Origin of the sequence: Streptomyces millisiae, from assembly GCF_031845425.1 — a bacterium.
Lineage (GTDB): Bacteria > Actinomycetota > Actinomycetes > Streptomycetales > Streptomycetaceae > Streptomyces > Streptomyces millisiae.
Window position 1 is genome coordinate 57012 of sequence record NZ_JAVREM010000029.1, and the last position, 14037, is coordinate 71048.

Genomic DNA, 14037 nt, shown 5'->3' on the forward strand with positions numbered 1-14037 from the left:
CGTCACCCCGGGAGAGAGATGAGCACCCCCACCGACCCCTTCAACGTGCCGCACTCGGCGCGGATGTACGACTACTACCTCGGGGGCAAGGACAACTACCAGGTCGACCGGGAGGCCGCCGAGAAGGTCCTCGACTGGTGGCCGGGGGTGCGCGACGCGGCACGGGCCAACCGGGCCTTCATGCAGCGGGCGGTCCGCCTCCTCGTCGAGGAGGCGGGGATCCGCCAGTTCCTCGACATCGGCACCGGCATACCCACCGAGCCCAACCTGCACCAGGTGGCCCAGGAGGCCGCGCCCGAGTGCCGGATCGTGTACGTCGACAAGGACCCGCTGGTCCTCACGCACGCCGAGTCCCTGATGCGCAGCACGCCCGAGGGCCGCACCACCTACATCCACGCCGACCTGATCACCGACCTCGACGACATCCTCCGGTCGCCCCAACTGGCTGAGACCATCGACCTGACGAAGCCGGTCGCGCTCTCGCTGCTCGCGCTGCTGCACTTCGTGACGGACGAGCAGGGCGCCCACGCCATCGTGCGCCGGCTGCTCGACGCGCTGCCCGCCGGTTCCGCGCTGCTGCTGAGCCACGTCACGCCGGACTTCGACGCCCCGGCGCTGCGGCAGGTGGAGGAGATCTACCGGCGCGGCGGCATCCCCGCCCAGGTCAGGACGCGTGAGGAGGTGGCCGGGTTCTTCGACGGGCTCGAACTGGTCGAGCCGGGCATCACCGTGCCGCACCGCTGGCGGGCGTTGGCGAGCGAGTCGACGGAGCTGGACAAGAAGATCTCCGCCTGGGCCGCCGTGGGGATCAAGCGCGCCTAGGACGCCGGGGCACGGTGCTGCTGACCGGCGGCATCATGGTGCCGCCGCCCGCGATCGTAACGCCCGACGCCTGCACCTTCCACGCCGGGGACGAGGCCGTTCTGAACGCCCGTCGGGAAGCGCTTTCCGCGCTGAGCCGGATCGACTACCGGGGGCGGACCCCGGCCTGGCGATGGTCTGGTGCCAGGCGATGCTCGCCGTCTTCTGGCCGCCGAGGGACCGACGGCCTTCCTCAACGGGATCACCGCCGGGGCCGGTCACGGCGCCGAGGGCTTCACCAGCGTCGTCGAGCGGGTCAGGAAGCCGTGAAGTGGTCCGGGCGCCCCTGGGTGTTGGGGGCCGTGGGGCGCCCGGACCGGTCCTCAGGCCGCCGGCAGGATCTCGACGGCGTTGAGATGCGCGGTCTCCCCGGAGACCACGAGGTCGAGCAGCCCGTCGGTGACCGACACGCCCGCGTAGGTCTGCGTGGCCGCGGTGTTGGCGGCGGGCGCGAGCCGGCCGGTGACCGAGCCCTCGACGGTGACGTTGGTGCGCGCCGAGCCGGTCGCGTCGCCGGCGGTGATCCGCACGTCGTAGACCCCGTTCGGCACGTTGGCGCGGAACTCGTACTGGCCGTCGAACAGGGCGACGAAGTCCCGCTGCAACTGGTTCATCGCCGTGCCCCGGTCGCGCTCGATCAGGCCGCTGCCCACGATGCCGTAGCCGCGCGACGCGCTGTAGGCGGTGGCGGCGGTGACCTGGGTGTACGAGGAGGCGACCGGGCCGCTCGACGGGCCGAGGTCGTAGACGTCGTCGACCGTGTCACGCACCTGCGAGGAGAGCGCCAGGCCCTCGCCGCGCACCTCGCGGGCGATCAGCCGGGCCATCTGCAGGGCGCCGTACCGCTGGAAGTGGGTGTCGTCCGCGGTGCCGTCCGGACGGTTCGGGTACTCGCCCGGGGCGGTGTGCAGGAAGACGCCCCTGGCGGCCTCGGGGCCGATGGAGTCGAGGTAGGCGCGGCTGGACGCGGAGAGGTCGATCAGCGGGACATTCTCCTCCTGCGCCACCTCGATCGCCCGCTGCACGTACTCCGGGAAGGAGACGTTGAACTGCCCGGTCGAGGCGTTGTAGGAGCGGCGCGAGACGGGGGTGACGATCACCGGGATCGCCCCGCGGGCGCGGGCGCCCCCGATGTAGTCCGCGCGCAGGTACTCCTTGTAGTCCGCGGGGGAGGTGTACCGCTCGGGGATGGTGACCGAGGCGTCGTTGTGCCCGAACTGCACGAACAGGTAGTCGCCGGGCTGGATCCGGTCCAGGATCGTCTGGAGCCGGCCCTGCTCGACGAACGACCGCGAACTGCGCCCGCCGATGGCGTGGTTGGCGACGGTGACGTCGTCCGCGAAGTACCGGTCGAGCATCTGTCCCCAGCCGGCCTGCGGCTCGTAGCCGGAGTTGTACGTCTGGGCCGTCGAGTCGCTCGCGATGTAGATCGTCGGACCCGCCGCGGCGGCCGCGGCCGTCCCCGGCAGCCCCACCGCCGCCGCGGCCGCGGCGGCGACCACGGCCAGCGCGGTGCTGGCGGCTCTGAGTATTCCTCGCATCCATCACTCCCGTGTGCTGGATCTGGCGCCGGCCGCCGAGGCCTCGCGTGAATCGATTCATCCGAACCTGCGAAGCCCCGGGTGGTAAGCGCTTTCAAGGGACGGCGGAAGCGTGACAAGGTCGCGCCCGACTGTCAACAGCCGCGGCTCGGGAGGACGTTGAACGGTCGCCAGGCGCGCCGAGCGGTCGGGCCGCCGCCGCGCCCGGCGGTCAGGCGAAGCCCAGCCTGGCCGCCCGCAGCTTGGCGATGGCCTCCTCGTCGCCCTCGACGGTGACGCGGGCCGCGTCCTGCCGGCCGGAGGCGAAGATCAGCAGCTCGCCGGGCTCGCCGGTCACGGTGACGACCGGGGCGCCCTTGTGGGCGACGGCCACCTGCCCGTTCGGGCGGCGCAGCACGAGGCCGACCGGGCTGCGGCGCCCCATGATCCGCGCGCCCGACTCCACCCGACGCCACAGCGCGTCCGCGAAGACCGGGTCGAGCGGCCGCGGCTCCCACTCCGGCTGCGCGCGCCTGATGTCCTCGGCGTGGATGAAGAACTCGACCGTGTTGGCCGCCTCGTCGACCTGCTTCAGCGAGAACGGGGAGACCCGCGGCGGCCCCGTCCTGATCAGCTGGATCAGCTCCTCGTACGGCTTGGCCGCGAACTCGTTGCGCACCCGCTCGCCGCGCGCCGCCAGGGGTTTGATGATGATGCCGCTCGCCGCGTCCGGGCGGCGCTCCCGGACCACGACGTGGGCGGCCAGGTCACGCGCCGTCCAGCCCTCGCACAGGGTGGGGGCGTCCGGACCCGAGGTCTCCAAGAGGTCAGCGAGCAACAGCCGTTCACGCTTCGCATGGGTAGACATGATCTCCACCTTAGAGTCCCCGGCGGCCAGGCGGCAGAATGGACACATGCCCAAGCCAGCCGCTCTCGACCCCGCCATCGCCGCCCGCCTCAAGCGCACCACGGACGGCCTGGTGCCCGCCATCGCGCAGCAGTACGACACCGGTGAGGTGCTGATGCTGGGCTGGATGGACGACGAGGCCCTGCACCGCACGCTCACCACCGGCCGCTGCACCTACTGGAGCCGCAGCCGCCGGGAGTACTGGGTCAAGGGCGACACCTCGGGGCACGTGCAGTACGTGAAGTCCGTGGCGCTCGACTGCGACGGCGACACGGTGCTGGTCAAGGTCGACCAGGTCGGCGCCGCCTGCCACACCGGCGACCGCACCTGCTTCGACGCTGGCGCGCTGCCGCTCGGCTCCGCCTGACGGTTCCCGGCGGGCGGCGTCCGCCGTTCCACCGCGCACGATCCGGCAGGCCCGTGGCAGTAGGCTCAGCCGGCATGGACCTCGACCGTTTCCGGGTGCTCGCCAAGGACCGGCGGGTGATCCCGGTCACCCGTCGCCTCCTCGCCGACGGTGACACCCCCATCGCGCTCTACCGCAAGCTCGCGGGCGAGCGCCCCGGCACCTTCCTGCTCGAGTCGGCGGAGAACGGCCGCACCTGGTCGCGCTACTCCTTCGTGGGCGTCCGCAGCTCGGCCGCCCTCACCGTCAGGTCCGGGCGCGCGCACTGGCTCGGCTCGCCGCCCGTCTCGGTGCCGCGCGAGGGCGACCCGCTCCAGGTGCTGCGCCAGACGCTGCGCGCCCTGCACACCCCGCGCGACCCGGAGCTGCCGCCGTTCACCGGCGGCATGGTCGGCTACCTCGGCTACGACGTGGTCCGCCGCCTGGAGTCGGTCGGCGACAGCACCCGCGACGACCTGGCGCTGCCCGAGCTGACCATGCTGCTCGCCTCCGACCTCGCGGTGCTCGACCACCGCGACGGCACGGTGCTGCTGATCGCCAACGCCATCAACCACAACGACCTGGACACCGGCGTCGACGAGGCGTACGCGGACGCCGTGGCCAGGCTCGACGCGATGGAGGCCGACCTCGCCCGCCCGGTGCCGGCCGGCGCCGTCGCGCTGCCGCCCGCCGAGCTGCCGTCGTACACCGCGCGCTGGGGCGGGCCCGACTACCAGGCGGCCGTCGAGCGGGTCAAGGAGTACATCAGGGCCGGGGACGCCTTCCAGGTGGTGCCGTCCCAGCGCTTCGAGACGCCCTGCCGGGCCAGCGCCCTCGACGTCTACCGGGTGCTGCGGGCCACCAACCCCAGCCCCTACATGTACCTGTTCAGGTTCGCCGGCGAGGGCGGCGGACCCGAGGGCGGCTTCGACGTCGTCGGCTCGAGCCCCGAGGCGCTGGTGAAGGTGGAGAGCGGCCGGGCCATGCTCCACCCCATCGCCGGCACCCGGCCGCGCGGCGCCACCCCCAGGGAGGACGCCGAGCTCGCCGAGGAGCTGCTCGCCGACCCCAAGGAGCGCGCCGAGCACCTGATGCTGGTCGACCTCGGCCGCAACGACCTGGGCCGCGTCAGCTCGCCGGGCAGCGTGGAAGTCGTCGACTTCATGTCCGTCGAGCGCTACAGCCACGTGATGCACATCGTCTCCACGGTCACCGGCCGGCTGGCCGAGGGCCGCACCGCGTTCGACGCGCTCACCGCCTGCTTCCCGGCCGGCACCCTGTCGGGAGCGCCCAAGCCGCGCGCCCTCCAGATCATCGAGGAGCTCGAACCGACCAGGCGCGGCGTCTACGGCGGCTGCGTCGGCTACCTCGACTTCGCGGGCGACGCCGACACCGCGATCGCCATCCGCACGGCGGTGCTGCGCGACGGTATCGCCCACGTCCAGGCGGGCGCGGGCGTGGTGGCCGACTCGGACCCGGTCGCCGAGGACACCGAGTGCCGGAACAAGGCGGCGGCCGTTCTCAGGGCGGTGGCCACCGCCGGAAAGCTGCGCGGTAGCGTGGAGGGGTGAAGCGAGACCCCACCCCCGGCAGTTCGAGCGCCCCACGGCGCGCGCTCGCCGGCGCGCTGCTGAGCGGCGCGGCCGGGGCCGCCGTCGTGTTGATCGCCGCCGGCCAGACCTGGGGCGAGGGCGAGGCGTCGGCCGCCGGCGCCGAGCTGCCGGTGACGGCCAGCGGCAGCGCCGTGTCCGGGCTGCCGAGCGCGCTGGCGCTCGTCGGCCTCGCGGCCCTGGTGGCCGTGTTCGCGGTCCGCAGAACCGGCCGCACCGTGGTCTCCTCGGTCCTCGCGCTCAGCGGCGCCGGCTCGATCGGCGCGGCGCTGCTCGGCGCCGGCGACACCGAGGCGCTGGAGCGGAACGCGGCGGAGGTCATGGGCCTCAGCGAGGCGGCCGTCAGCAGCGTGAGCCACACCGGCTGGCCGTGGGTCTCCGCCCTCGGCGGCCTGCTGCTGCTCTGCGCGGGGCTGCTCGCGCTGAGCTACGGCCGGCAGTGGCCGGCCATGTCGGCCCGGTACGAGCGGGCCGGGCGCCGCGCCGACCGGCGGCGGCCCGCCGCCACGGACTCCGACCGCCCTGAGGACATCTGGCGGGCGCTGGACCGTGGCGAGGACCCCACCTAGGTCCCGCCGCGGCGGCTGCGACAATGGACGACGGCACCCGAGCGAGGGCCAGCGCGCCCGATCCTGACCCACAAGGAGCACTCATGGCGGACAAATACCACCACGGCAACTCTCCCGCCGCCTGGACCGCCGTCCTGATCATCTTCATCGGCACGGTCGTCGGCAGCGCCTACACGATCATGGCGCAGCCGCTCGGCGTGGTGGCCGGCGGCGTGATCATCGCCCTCGGTGGGATCGCGGGCCTGGTGCTCAAGGGCATGGGCTTCGGCCAGCAGCAGGTGCCCGCCAGCGCGGCGCACGTCGCCAAGGCCAAGGTGCGGGCCGGTTCGGCCCAGCCCGCGGGCGTGACCGCCGGCGCGGCCGGCACCGACCCCGAGCCCGAGCAGGCCACGGTCGGCGGCTGACCTTCACCGTCGTGCGATTGCGGGGCGGCGGCCGCGCTCCCATGCTGGGCGTGTGCCACCACCCCGTCCCCCGCTCGCCGGCCGCCTGAGCCGGCTGTCCTGGGCGGCGGGGGCGGCGGCCGCCCTGGGCGCCGTGGCCGTCCTCGACCCGGCGGCCCCCGGCCGCTACCCGCCCTGCCCGGTGCCGGCGCTCACCGGCCTCCACTGCCCGGGCTGCGGGGGCCTGCGCTGCGTCTCCGCGCTCGCCGACGCCGACCTCGGCGCCGCCCTCGGTGCCAACGCCCTCGCCGTCGCGATCCTGGCGGCACTGCTGTCCTTCCTCGCGCTGCGGCTGGCCCTGGCGCCGTTCGGCCGCCCGCTGCCGGCCCCGGCGCCCCGCACCGTGGCCTGGGCCCTGGGCGGCGCGGCGCTCGTCTTCACGGTGCTGCGCAACCTGCCGATCGGCGCCGCACTGGCCCCCTGACCAGCCCCGGCGCCGCGCACGTCCGGCATGTGGGACGGGGCCCCACCGGATGCGAAACCTCTGCCCAGCGCCCGATACCATCGGTGTGATTGCTCTCCTGGACTGTGGTCCGGGATCCCCAAACCGACAGGAAGGGGCCGGTCGCGTGAGTGTCCTCGACGAGATCATCGAAGGGGTCCGCGCCGATCTTGCCGAGCGGCAGGCGCGGACAAGCCTCGACGAGCTCAAGGAATCCGCGGCGAAGGCCCCGCAGACCAAGGACGGGGTCGCGGCCCTCAAGGGCGACGGCGTCTCGGTGATCTGCGAGGTCAAGCGTTCGAGCCCGTCCAAGGGCGCGCTCGCCGCCATCGCCGACCCGGCCGCGCTCGCCGCCGACTACGAGTCCGGCGGCGCGGCGGCCATCTCCGTGCTCACCGAGCAGCGGCGCTTCGGCGGCTCCCTGGCCGACCTGGCCGCGGTGCGGGCCCGCGTCGACGTGCCGGTGCTCCGCAAGGACTTCATCGTCACCTCCTACCAGCTGTGGGAGGCCCGCGCCTTCGGCGCCGACCTGGTGCTGCTCATCGTGGCCGCGCTCGAGCAGCCGGCGCTGGTCTCGCTCGTCGAGCGGGCCGAGTCCCTCGGCCTCACGCCGCTGGTCGAGGTCCACGACGAGGACGAGGTGACCCGCGCGGTCGACGCCGGGGCCCGGATCATCGGGGTCAACGCGCGGAACCTCAAGACGCTCGAGGTCGACCGGGGCACCTTCGCCCGGGTGGCGCCGGAGATCCCCGACCACATCGTCAAGGTCGCCGAGTCCGGGGTGCGCGGCCCGCACGACCTGATCGCGTACGCGCACGACGGCGCGGACGCCGTGCTGGTGGGCGAGTCCCTGGTGACCGGCCGCGACCCGCGGACCGCGGTCGCCGACCTGGTCGCCGCGGGCACGCACCCGGCGCTGCGACAGGGCCGCTGATGCGGGGGCGCTGCGCTGGCTCGACCGCGCCGGCCGGCGGCTCCGCCGCCGCGCCCGGCCGGCCGCCGGCGAGCGCCTGCGAGGTGGTGTGGGACGAGGTTGGTGCGCCGCAGGCGCGGCGTGTTGGCTCCGCCGGTGTGGCCGGGCGGACGCCGGTGGGTGCCGATGAGGTGGTGTGGGGCGAGGTTCGTGCGCCGGAGGCGCGGCCTGTTGGCTCCGCCAAGGTGGCCGGGTGGTTGGCGTCGGGTGCCTGTCAGGTATTGCGGCGTGCCGTCCGTGCGCTGGAGGCGCGATCCGTCGGCGTGGCCGGGCGGCCGGCGGTGGGTGCCGATGAGGTGGTGTGGGGCCAGGGTCGTGTGCCGGAGGCGCGGCGTGTTGGCTCCGCCGGTGTGGCCGGGTGGGCGCCGGTGGGTGGCGCCGTAGCGGTTGGCGTCGCCGTTTCGGCCGTGCCGTCCGTCGTGCGCGGCTCGTGGGGTGAGGTCCGAGCGCTGGCCGGGGGGCGGGGCAGCCTGGTGGCCGCCGATGTCGGCTTGGACAGTGTGCGGTGGTCGGTGGGGATGCGTGTGGACCCGGGGCGCGGGCTTCGCCCGCGTGGGTGTCGGGCGCCGGCTCGTCGGGTGTTGGGGCGGCGGGTCCGCTACCACATCGGCTGCGAGCCCGGTCGGATCAACGGTCGCCGATGGCGGCCGGCCCGGGCCGCGTCCCAAGCATGAGCCGGGCCGCCTCGCGCTCGCGATAGCGAAGCGGCGAGGGCCCGAGCCGGTACGACGCGAGCGCCTGGCAGCGCGGAACTCACCCTGCCCGTGGCCCGTCGACGGCCACCGGCCAGGGCTGCGGCGTTCCGCTCTGCCGGCCGCGCAGGCCCAGGCCCCGGCCCTCGCACACACCCCTCGTTCGCAACAATCCGGAAGGCAAGGCAACGCAACGAATGTCTGACACCGAATCCGTGGAGTCCAAGCGGGCCGCGGAGTACTTCTTTCCCGACCACGGGGGGCCGGTGCCCAACGACGGTGGGTACTTCGGGGCGTACGGCGGGATCTTCGTTCCCGAGGCGCTGCGCGCCGCCGTCGAGGAGGTGGCGGCCGAGTACGAGAAGGCGAAGGCGGACCCGGCCTTCGGCGCCGAGCTCGACCGGCTGCTCACGCACTACACCGGCCGGCCGAGCGCGCTGACCGAGGTGCCGAGGTTCGGCGCCGAGGCCGGCGGGGCGCGGGTGTTCCTCAAGCGTGAGGACCTGAACCACACCGGCTCGCACAAGATCAACAACGTGCTCGGTCAGGCGCTGCTCACCCGCCGCATGGGCAAGACGCGGGTGATCGCCGAGACCGGCGCCGGCCAGCACGGCGTGGCCACGGCGACGGCCTGCGCCCTGTTCGGCCTCGACTGCACCATCTACATGGGGGAGATCGACACCCAGCGGCAGGCGCTCAACGTGGCCAGGATGCGGATGCTGGGCGCCGAGGTGATCCCGGTGGCCTCCGGCAGCCGCACCCTCAAGGACGCGATCAACGAGGCGTTCCGCGACTGGGTCGCCAACGTCGACGACACCCACTACCTGTTCGGCACCGTGGCGGGCCCGCACCCCTTCCCCGCCCTGGTCCGCGACTTCCACCGGGTCATCGGCGTCGAGGCGCGCCGGCAGATCCAGGAGCAGGCGGGCCGGCTGCCGGACGCCGTCGTGGCGTGCGTCGGCGGCGGATCCAACGCGATCGGCCTGTTCCACGCGTTCATCCCGGACACCGGGGTGCGACTCGTCGGCTGCGAGGCGGCCGGACACGGCGTCGACTCCGGCGAGCACGCCGCCACCCTCAGCGCCGGCGAGCCCGGCATCCTGCACGGCTCCAGGTCCTACGTGCTGCAGGACGACGAGGGCCAGATCACCGAGCCGTACTCCATCTCCGCCGGTCTCGACTACCCCGGCATCGGCCCGGAGCACTCCTACCTCAAGGACTGCGGCCGCGGCGAGTACCGGCCGGTGACCGACGACGAGGCGATGCGGGCCCTGCTCCTGCTGTCCCGCACCGAGGGCATCATCCCGGCCATCGAGAGCGCCCACGCGCTGGCCGGCGCCCTGGAGGTCGGGCGGGAGCTCGGCTCCGAGGGGCTCATCGTGGTCAACCTCTCGGGCCGCGGCGACAAGGACATGGACACCGCCGCCCGCTACTTCGGGCTCTACGACGGCAACACCGGCCGCGACGCCGAGGAGGGCGACAAGTGAGTGGCAACGCGGCGGCGCTCAGCGCCGTGCTCGAGGCGGCCAGGGAGGCCGACCGGGCCGCCCTCGTCGGCTACTTCCCGGCCGGCTTCCCCACCGAGGAGGGCGGCGTCCGCGCCGTCGTCGCGATGGTGGAGGGCGGCTGCGACATCATCGAGATCGGCCTGCCGCACAGCGACCCGGTGCTCGACGGCCCCGTCATCCAGAGCGCCGACACCATCGCGCTGCGCGGCGGCATCCGGATCGCCGGCGTGCTGCGCACCGTCCGGGAGGTCCACGCGGCCACCGGCGTGCCGGTGCTGGTGATGACCTACTGGAACCCGGTGGACCGGTACGGGCCCGAGCGGTTCGCGGCCGAGCTCGCCGAGGCGGGCGGCGCCGGCTGCATCCTGCCCGACCTGCCGGTCGAGGAGTCGGACGCCTGGCGGAAGGCGGCCGAACAGCACGGCCTGGCCACGGTGTTCGTGGTCGCCCCGAGCAGCAGGGACGAGCGGCTCGCCACCATCACGGCGGCCGGCAGCGGCTTCGTCTACGCCGCCTCGCTGATGGGCGTGACCGGCACCCGGGAGTCCGTCGGCCGGGACGCGGCCGAACTGGTGCGCCGCACCAGGGCCACCACCGAACTGCCGGTCTGCGTCGGCCTCGGGGTGTCCAACGGGCGGCAGGCCGCCGAGGTCGCCGCCTTCGCCGACGGCGTCATCGTCGGCACCGCGTTCGTGAAGCCGCTGCTGGAGCACGACGACGAGGACGTCGCGCTGCAGCGGGTGCGCGAGCTCGCCGCGGAACTCGCGGCCGGCGTCCGCCGCACCGGCTGACCGGCACGTTCGCCCGAACGCGGCCCGGGCCACGGGCCGCGTTCGGGTACAGTCCTGGCTCATGGGTACCGAGGGGACCGCGGCCGGCATACCGTGGCAACCGCCCACGGCGGTTGAGCAGGGCCTGTACGAGGCCGGTTCGCGGGGCGACTGGGCCGCCTTCCTCTCCCGACTCGCCGGCACCGACCTCTTCTTCCCCATGTCGCAGGAGCTGGCGGACGCCGTCCCCGGCGGTCTCCGCCTCAACCCCTTCCGGGACCCCCAGGTGGAGGGGCTCTGCGTGGCCGTCTTCACCCGCGGCATGCTGCCGCCACCGGTCGGCGGGCAGGTCTTCGAACGCGTCGACCTCGCTGGCCTCGTCAAGTCCTGGCCGCGGCCCGTCCGTTGGCTGGCCGTCAACCCCGGCACCCCCGTGGAGACCTTCCTCCCGGCCGAGCCCAGGCGGTGGCGCAGGCACCTCAGGAACGCCACCCCCGAGGGCCCGCTCAAGACGCTGTGGACCGGGCACCGCTCAGGGCCGCTCGCCCACGGAATGGCCTGCGGCGCGCTGCTCCTCGTCAACAACGGCTCCCTCTGGAACCACCTCGGCTGGCAGAACGGCGGCTACCGCGAGGAGCGCGAACTGCTGCGCACCTGGTGGGGTGTCTCGGGGCGCGGCGACTGGCAGCGGATCCAGGAGCGGCTGCTGCGGGCCGACGTCATCTCGCCCGCCTGGGAGTTCGTGCTACGCGTGCGGCAGGCGCTGACCAAGGAGCACGGGCCCGCGCCGGGCGCCGTGCGGTGGCGCGAGACGGCCGAGCGGGTGCTGGTCTCGCGCACCGCCGAGGTGGTCGACCAGACGGGCCGGCCACCGGAGTTCGACCTGGAGGCGGACATCGCGCTGGTGCAGGAGCTGATCGGCCGCATCCTGCGCTACGAGGCCCGCTTCCGCGCCGACGGCCTGCTGGCCGCCGACGACTCGGTGCGCTCCGTGCTCGCCTGGGACCACGGCCGCGCCTCCTGCATGGCGCGCTGGGGCCTCGGCGCTCGCTACTGCGAACTCCCGGAGACCGAGCGGGCGCTGCTGCGCGTCGGCTCCGCCGCGCGCCAGGCGTACCGCTCCTGGTCCGACTTCGCCGCCGGCTACGTCCTCGGTCGCTGCCTGCACTTCGACAGCGAGGAGTACGGCGACTGGTACACCGAGATGGTCGCCGCGCACCGCGTGCTGTCCACGGACCCGGACAGCCCCTGGCTGAGCGTCTCGTGGGAGCAGTCGGCGCCCGACCGTTCGGACCACTGAGCGGCGGAACGAGGCCGGTGACGCGGGCCCGCACCGATCGAGTGGCGCGCCGGGCGTGTCCTGACCGGGCGCGGTTCGTTGGCTCAGGGCGTGAGCCAGAGAAATCGTGACGGAAAGCAGAGCGCCCGCGAGCGGATCAAGCGGGCACGGGAGCGGGAGCGCGTCTCGGAGCGGCGCGCCAGGGGCGCCAAGGTGGCGGGCGTGGCGGTGGTCGTCCTCGCGGCCGCGGCCGCGGTGGGCATCATCGCGGCGAACAACGGGGGCAGCACGAGCGGCGCCACCGACGCCGAGCCCATCACGGTGGGCTCATCCGACGCGCCGGCGACGCTGACCGTCTACGAGGACTTCCGCTGCCCGGCCTGCGGCACGTTCGAGGACAACTTCCGGGACACGGTCAACGACCTGACGGAATCCGGGAAGCTGCGCGTCGAGTACCACCTGGTCAGCATCATCGACGGCAACGTGGGCGGCAGCGGCTCCAAGGCCGCGGCCAACGCCGCCGCCTGCGCCCGCGACCAGGACCGGTTCCGGGAATACCACGACGTGCTCTTCGAGCACCAGCCGGCCGAGCAGGACGACGCGTTCGCGAACACGTCGCACCTCATCGACCTCGCCGGGAGCGTCGAGGGCCTGGACACCGACGCCTTCCGCTCCTGCGTCGAGGACGGCAGCCACGACGGCTGGGTCAGCGACTCGAACGCCGCCTTCCTGAACTCGGACTTCAACGCCACCCCCACCATCCTGCTGAACGGGGAGAGCGTCTACGGCGACGCCAACAACCCGCTGACGCCGGACAGCCTGCGCGACCGGGTGAACCAGCTGGCGGGCTGATCCGCCGCCCCCTGACGTCGCGTGCCCGGCCGGTCGCGGTAGGTGGCGTCGGGTCCACCGGGTGGCCCTCGGGCGCCCCCCGGAAGGACCCGCGGATTACCTCATGCCGGCCGGGCAGGGTAGCGTCGGGGTCACCATGGAGATCCTTGCCTCGATTCCCAGCCCCAGCGAAAGCGAGATCCACCTCGGACCGCTGCCGCTGCGCGGATACGCGCTGTGCATCATCATCGGCGTCTTCCTGGCCATCTGGCTCGGCGGCAAGCGCTGGGTCGACCGTGGCGGGAAGCCGGGCACCGTCGCCGACATCGCCGTGTGGGCCGTGCCCTTCGGCCTGGTCGGCGCCCGTGTGTACCACGTGATCACCGACTACCAGCTCTACTTCGGCGACGGCCGGGACTGGGTCGACTCGTTCCGGATCTGGGACGGCGGCATCAGCATCTGGGGCGCGATCGCCGGTGGCGCCCTCGGCACCTGGATCGCCTGCCGGCGCCGCGGCATCGCGCTGCCGCCGATGGCGGACGCGCTCGCCCCCGGCATCGCGTTCGCACAGGCGATCGGCCGCTGGGGCAACTGGTTCAACCAGGAGCTCTACGGGCGCGCCACCGACGTGCCGTGGGCGGTGGAGATCGACAACGGCCTCGACCAGGGCACCTTCCACCCGACCTTCCTCTACGAGTCGCTGTGGTGCCTGGGCGTCGGCGCGCTGGTGATCTGGGCCGACCGCCGCTTCCGCCTGGGCCACGGTCGGGCCTTCGCGCTCTATGTCGCGGCCTACACGGTCGGCCGCTTCTGGGTCGAGTACCTGCGGATCGACGAGGCGCACGAGTTCCTCGGCCTGCGGTTGAACAACTGGACCTCCCTGGCCGTCTTCGTGGCGGCGGTCGCCTACCTGGTGATCTCCGCGAGGCGGCACCCCGGCCGCGAGGAGAACGTCGAGCCGGACGTTCAGGCCGCTGAGGCCGAGGAGTCGGCGGATCCGGCGGAGGCGGCGGACGCCGCGGAGCCGGACGCTGAGGCCGCGGAGACCAAGGCGGAGGCCAAGGTGGACGCGGGGTCGGAATCGGAGTCGGACGGGAAGTCCGGCGACGCCGACGCGAAGGCGACCGCCGGCTGACGCCGGGTCCCCCACTCACCCGCCCTTCCCCGCGGCCCGCGCCTCGCGCGGGCCGCGGTCGTTTCCCCACCCTTCGCTGCCGCGAACACCCACCGGCGCGGAGCGCCGGAAG

16 protein-coding genes are annotated in these 14037 nt (G+C 73.8%); 14 read left to right on the forward strand and 2 right to left on the reverse strand.

Going from position 1 to position 14037, the window contains the following annotated elements:
• Positions 1-18 precede the first annotated feature (18 nt).
• Together RNC47_RS21000 and RNC47_RS21005 are read left to right on the forward strand one after the other, a co-directional pair.
• On the forward strand, positions 19-822 hold the full coding sequence (locus RNC47_RS21000) for an SAM-dependent methyltransferase (RefSeq protein WP_311600994.1): 804 nt from the start codon (positions 19-21) through the stop codon (positions 820-822).
• Between the two features lie 180 nt (positions 823-1002).
• A complete protein-coding gene (locus RNC47_RS21005; protein ID WP_311600995.1) occupies positions 1003-1131 on the forward strand; it encodes a hypothetical protein in 129 nt (42 codons plus the stop codon).
• A gap of 53 nt (positions 1132-1184) precedes the next feature.
• Here the strand turns inward: RNC47_RS21005 and RNC47_RS21010 are convergent, their stop codons facing one another.
• Both RNC47_RS21010 and RNC47_RS21015 read right to left on the reverse strand, forming a co-directional pair.
• Entirely contained in the window at positions 1185-2402 is a 1218-nt protein-coding gene (locus RNC47_RS21010) for a rhamnogalacturonan acetylesterase (RefSeq protein WP_311600996.1), read from the reverse strand.
• A 211-nt stretch (positions 2403-2613) separates the two neighbouring features.
• On the reverse strand, positions 2614-3249 hold the full coding sequence (locus tag RNC47_RS21015; protein WP_311600997.1) for a TIGR03085 family metal-binding protein: 636 nt from the start codon (positions 3247-3249) through the stop codon (positions 2614-2616).
• A gap of 46 nt (positions 3250-3295) precedes the next feature.
• Between RNC47_RS21015 and hisI the strand changes: the two genes are divergently transcribed.
• The 12 genes from hisI (at position 3296) to lgt (ending at position 13925) form a co-directional block, all read left to right on the forward strand.
• Positions 3296-3655 (forward strand): phosphoribosyl-AMP cyclohydrolase, encoded by a 360-nt coding sequence (hisI, locus tag RNC47_RS21020; protein ID WP_311600998.1) that lies wholly within the window; start codon positions 3296-3298, stop codon positions 3653-3655.
• 74 nt (positions 3656-3729) lie between these two features.
• On the forward strand, positions 3730-5244 hold the full coding sequence (locus tag RNC47_RS21025) for an anthranilate synthase component I (RefSeq protein ID WP_311600999.1): 1515 nt from the start codon (positions 3730-3732) through the stop codon (positions 5242-5244).
• On the forward strand, positions 5241-5852 hold the full coding sequence (locus RNC47_RS21030; protein ID WP_311601000.1) for a TIGR02234 family membrane protein: 612 nt from the start codon (positions 5241-5243) through the stop codon (positions 5850-5852). The genes RNC47_RS21025 and RNC47_RS21030 overlap by 4 nt, the downstream gene beginning before the upstream one ends.
• 83 nt (positions 5853-5935) lie before the next feature.
• Positions 5936-6256 (forward strand): HGxxPAAW family protein, encoded by a 321-nt coding sequence (locus RNC47_RS21035; protein WP_311601001.1) that lies wholly within the window; start codon positions 5936-5938, stop codon positions 6254-6256.
• Positions 6257-6308: 52 nt separating this feature from the next.
• Positions 6309-6719, forward strand: coding sequence for a DUF2752 domain-containing protein (locus RNC47_RS21040; RefSeq protein ID WP_311601002.1), 411 nt, complete (start codon positions 6309-6311; stop codon positions 6717-6719).
• Positions 6720-6864: 145 nt separating this feature from the next.
• The gene (trpC, locus tag RNC47_RS21045) at positions 6865-7671 is read left to right on the forward strand and encodes an indole-3-glycerol phosphate synthase TrpC (protein ID WP_311601003.1); all 807 of its coding nucleotides are present in this window, start codon (positions 6865-6867) and stop codon (positions 7669-7671) included.
• 557 nt (positions 7672-8228) lie between these two features.
• Positions 8229-8384, forward strand: coding sequence for a tryptophan biosynthesis modulator TrpM (gene trpM / locus RNC47_RS37635; protein WP_394814833.1), 156 nt, complete (start codon positions 8229-8231; stop codon positions 8382-8384).
• Positions 8385-8599: 215 nt separating this feature from the next.
• Positions 8600-9889 carry a tryptophan synthase subunit beta gene (gene trpB / locus RNC47_RS21050; RefSeq protein ID WP_311601004.1) on the forward strand — a complete coding sequence of 430 codons (1290 nt, stop codon included), beginning with the start codon at positions 8600-8602 and terminating at the stop codon, positions 9887-9889.
• Positions 9886-10701, forward strand: coding sequence for a tryptophan synthase subunit alpha (gene trpA / locus RNC47_RS21055; RefSeq protein ID WP_311601005.1), 816 nt, complete (start codon positions 9886-9888; stop codon positions 10699-10701). Before trpB ends, trpA begins: the two co-directional genes overlap by 4 nt.
• Positions 10702-10762: 61 nt before the next feature.
• The gene (locus RNC47_RS21060; RefSeq protein ID WP_311601006.1) at positions 10763-11980 is read left to right on the forward strand and encodes a DUF1266 domain-containing protein; all 1218 of its coding nucleotides are present in this window, start codon (positions 10763-10765) and stop codon (positions 11978-11980) included.
• A 90-nt stretch (positions 11981-12070) separates the two neighbouring features.
• Positions 12071-12811, forward strand: coding sequence for a DsbA family protein (locus tag RNC47_RS21065; protein ID WP_311601007.1), 741 nt, complete (start codon positions 12071-12073; stop codon positions 12809-12811).
• A 136-nt stretch (positions 12812-12947) separates the two neighbouring features.
• On the forward strand, positions 12948-13925 hold the full coding sequence (lgt, locus tag RNC47_RS21070) for a prolipoprotein diacylglyceryl transferase (RefSeq protein ID WP_311601008.1): 978 nt from the start codon (positions 12948-12950) through the stop codon (positions 13923-13925).
• Positions 13926-14037 lie beyond the last annotated feature (112 nt).

Bases quoted from the DNA above. Each gene is read 5' to 3' on its own strand.
- RNC47_RS21000 (WP_311600994.1), top strand. From the start codon at position 19: ATGAGCACCCCCACCGACCCCTTCAACGTGCCGCACTCGGCGCGGATG.
- RNC47_RS21010 (WP_311600996.1), bottom strand. From the start codon at position 2,402: ATGCGAGGAATACTCAGAGCCGCCAGCACCGCGCTGGCCGTGGTCGCC.
- RNC47_RS21015 (WP_311600997.1), bottom strand. From the start codon at position 3,249: ATGTCTACCCATGCGAAGCGTGAACGGCTGTTGCTCGCTGACCTCTTG.
- hisI (WP_311600998.1), top strand. From the start codon at position 3,296: ATGCCCAAGCCAGCCGCTCTCGACCCCGCCATCGCCGCCCGCCTCAAG.
- RNC47_RS21025 (WP_311600999.1), top strand. From the start codon at position 3,730: ATGGACCTCGACCGTTTCCGGGTGCTCGCCAAGGACCGGCGGGTGATC.
- RNC47_RS21035 (WP_311601001.1), top strand. From the start codon at position 5,936: ATGGCGGACAAATACCACCACGGCAACTCTCCCGCCGCCTGGACCGCC.
- trpM (WP_394814833.1), top strand. From the start codon at position 8,229: ATGCGTGTGGACCCGGGGCGCGGGCTTCGCCCGCGTGGGTGTCGGGCG.
- trpB (WP_311601004.1), top strand. From the start codon at position 8,600: ATGTCTGACACCGAATCCGTGGAGTCCAAGCGGGCCGCGGAGTACTTC.
- RNC47_RS21060 (WP_311601006.1), top strand. From the start codon at position 10,763: ATGGGTACCGAGGGGACCGCGGCCGGCATACCGTGGCAACCGCCCACG.
- lgt (WP_311601008.1), top strand. From the start codon at position 12,948: ATGGAGATCCTTGCCTCGATTCCCAGCCCCAGCGAAAGCGAGATCCAC.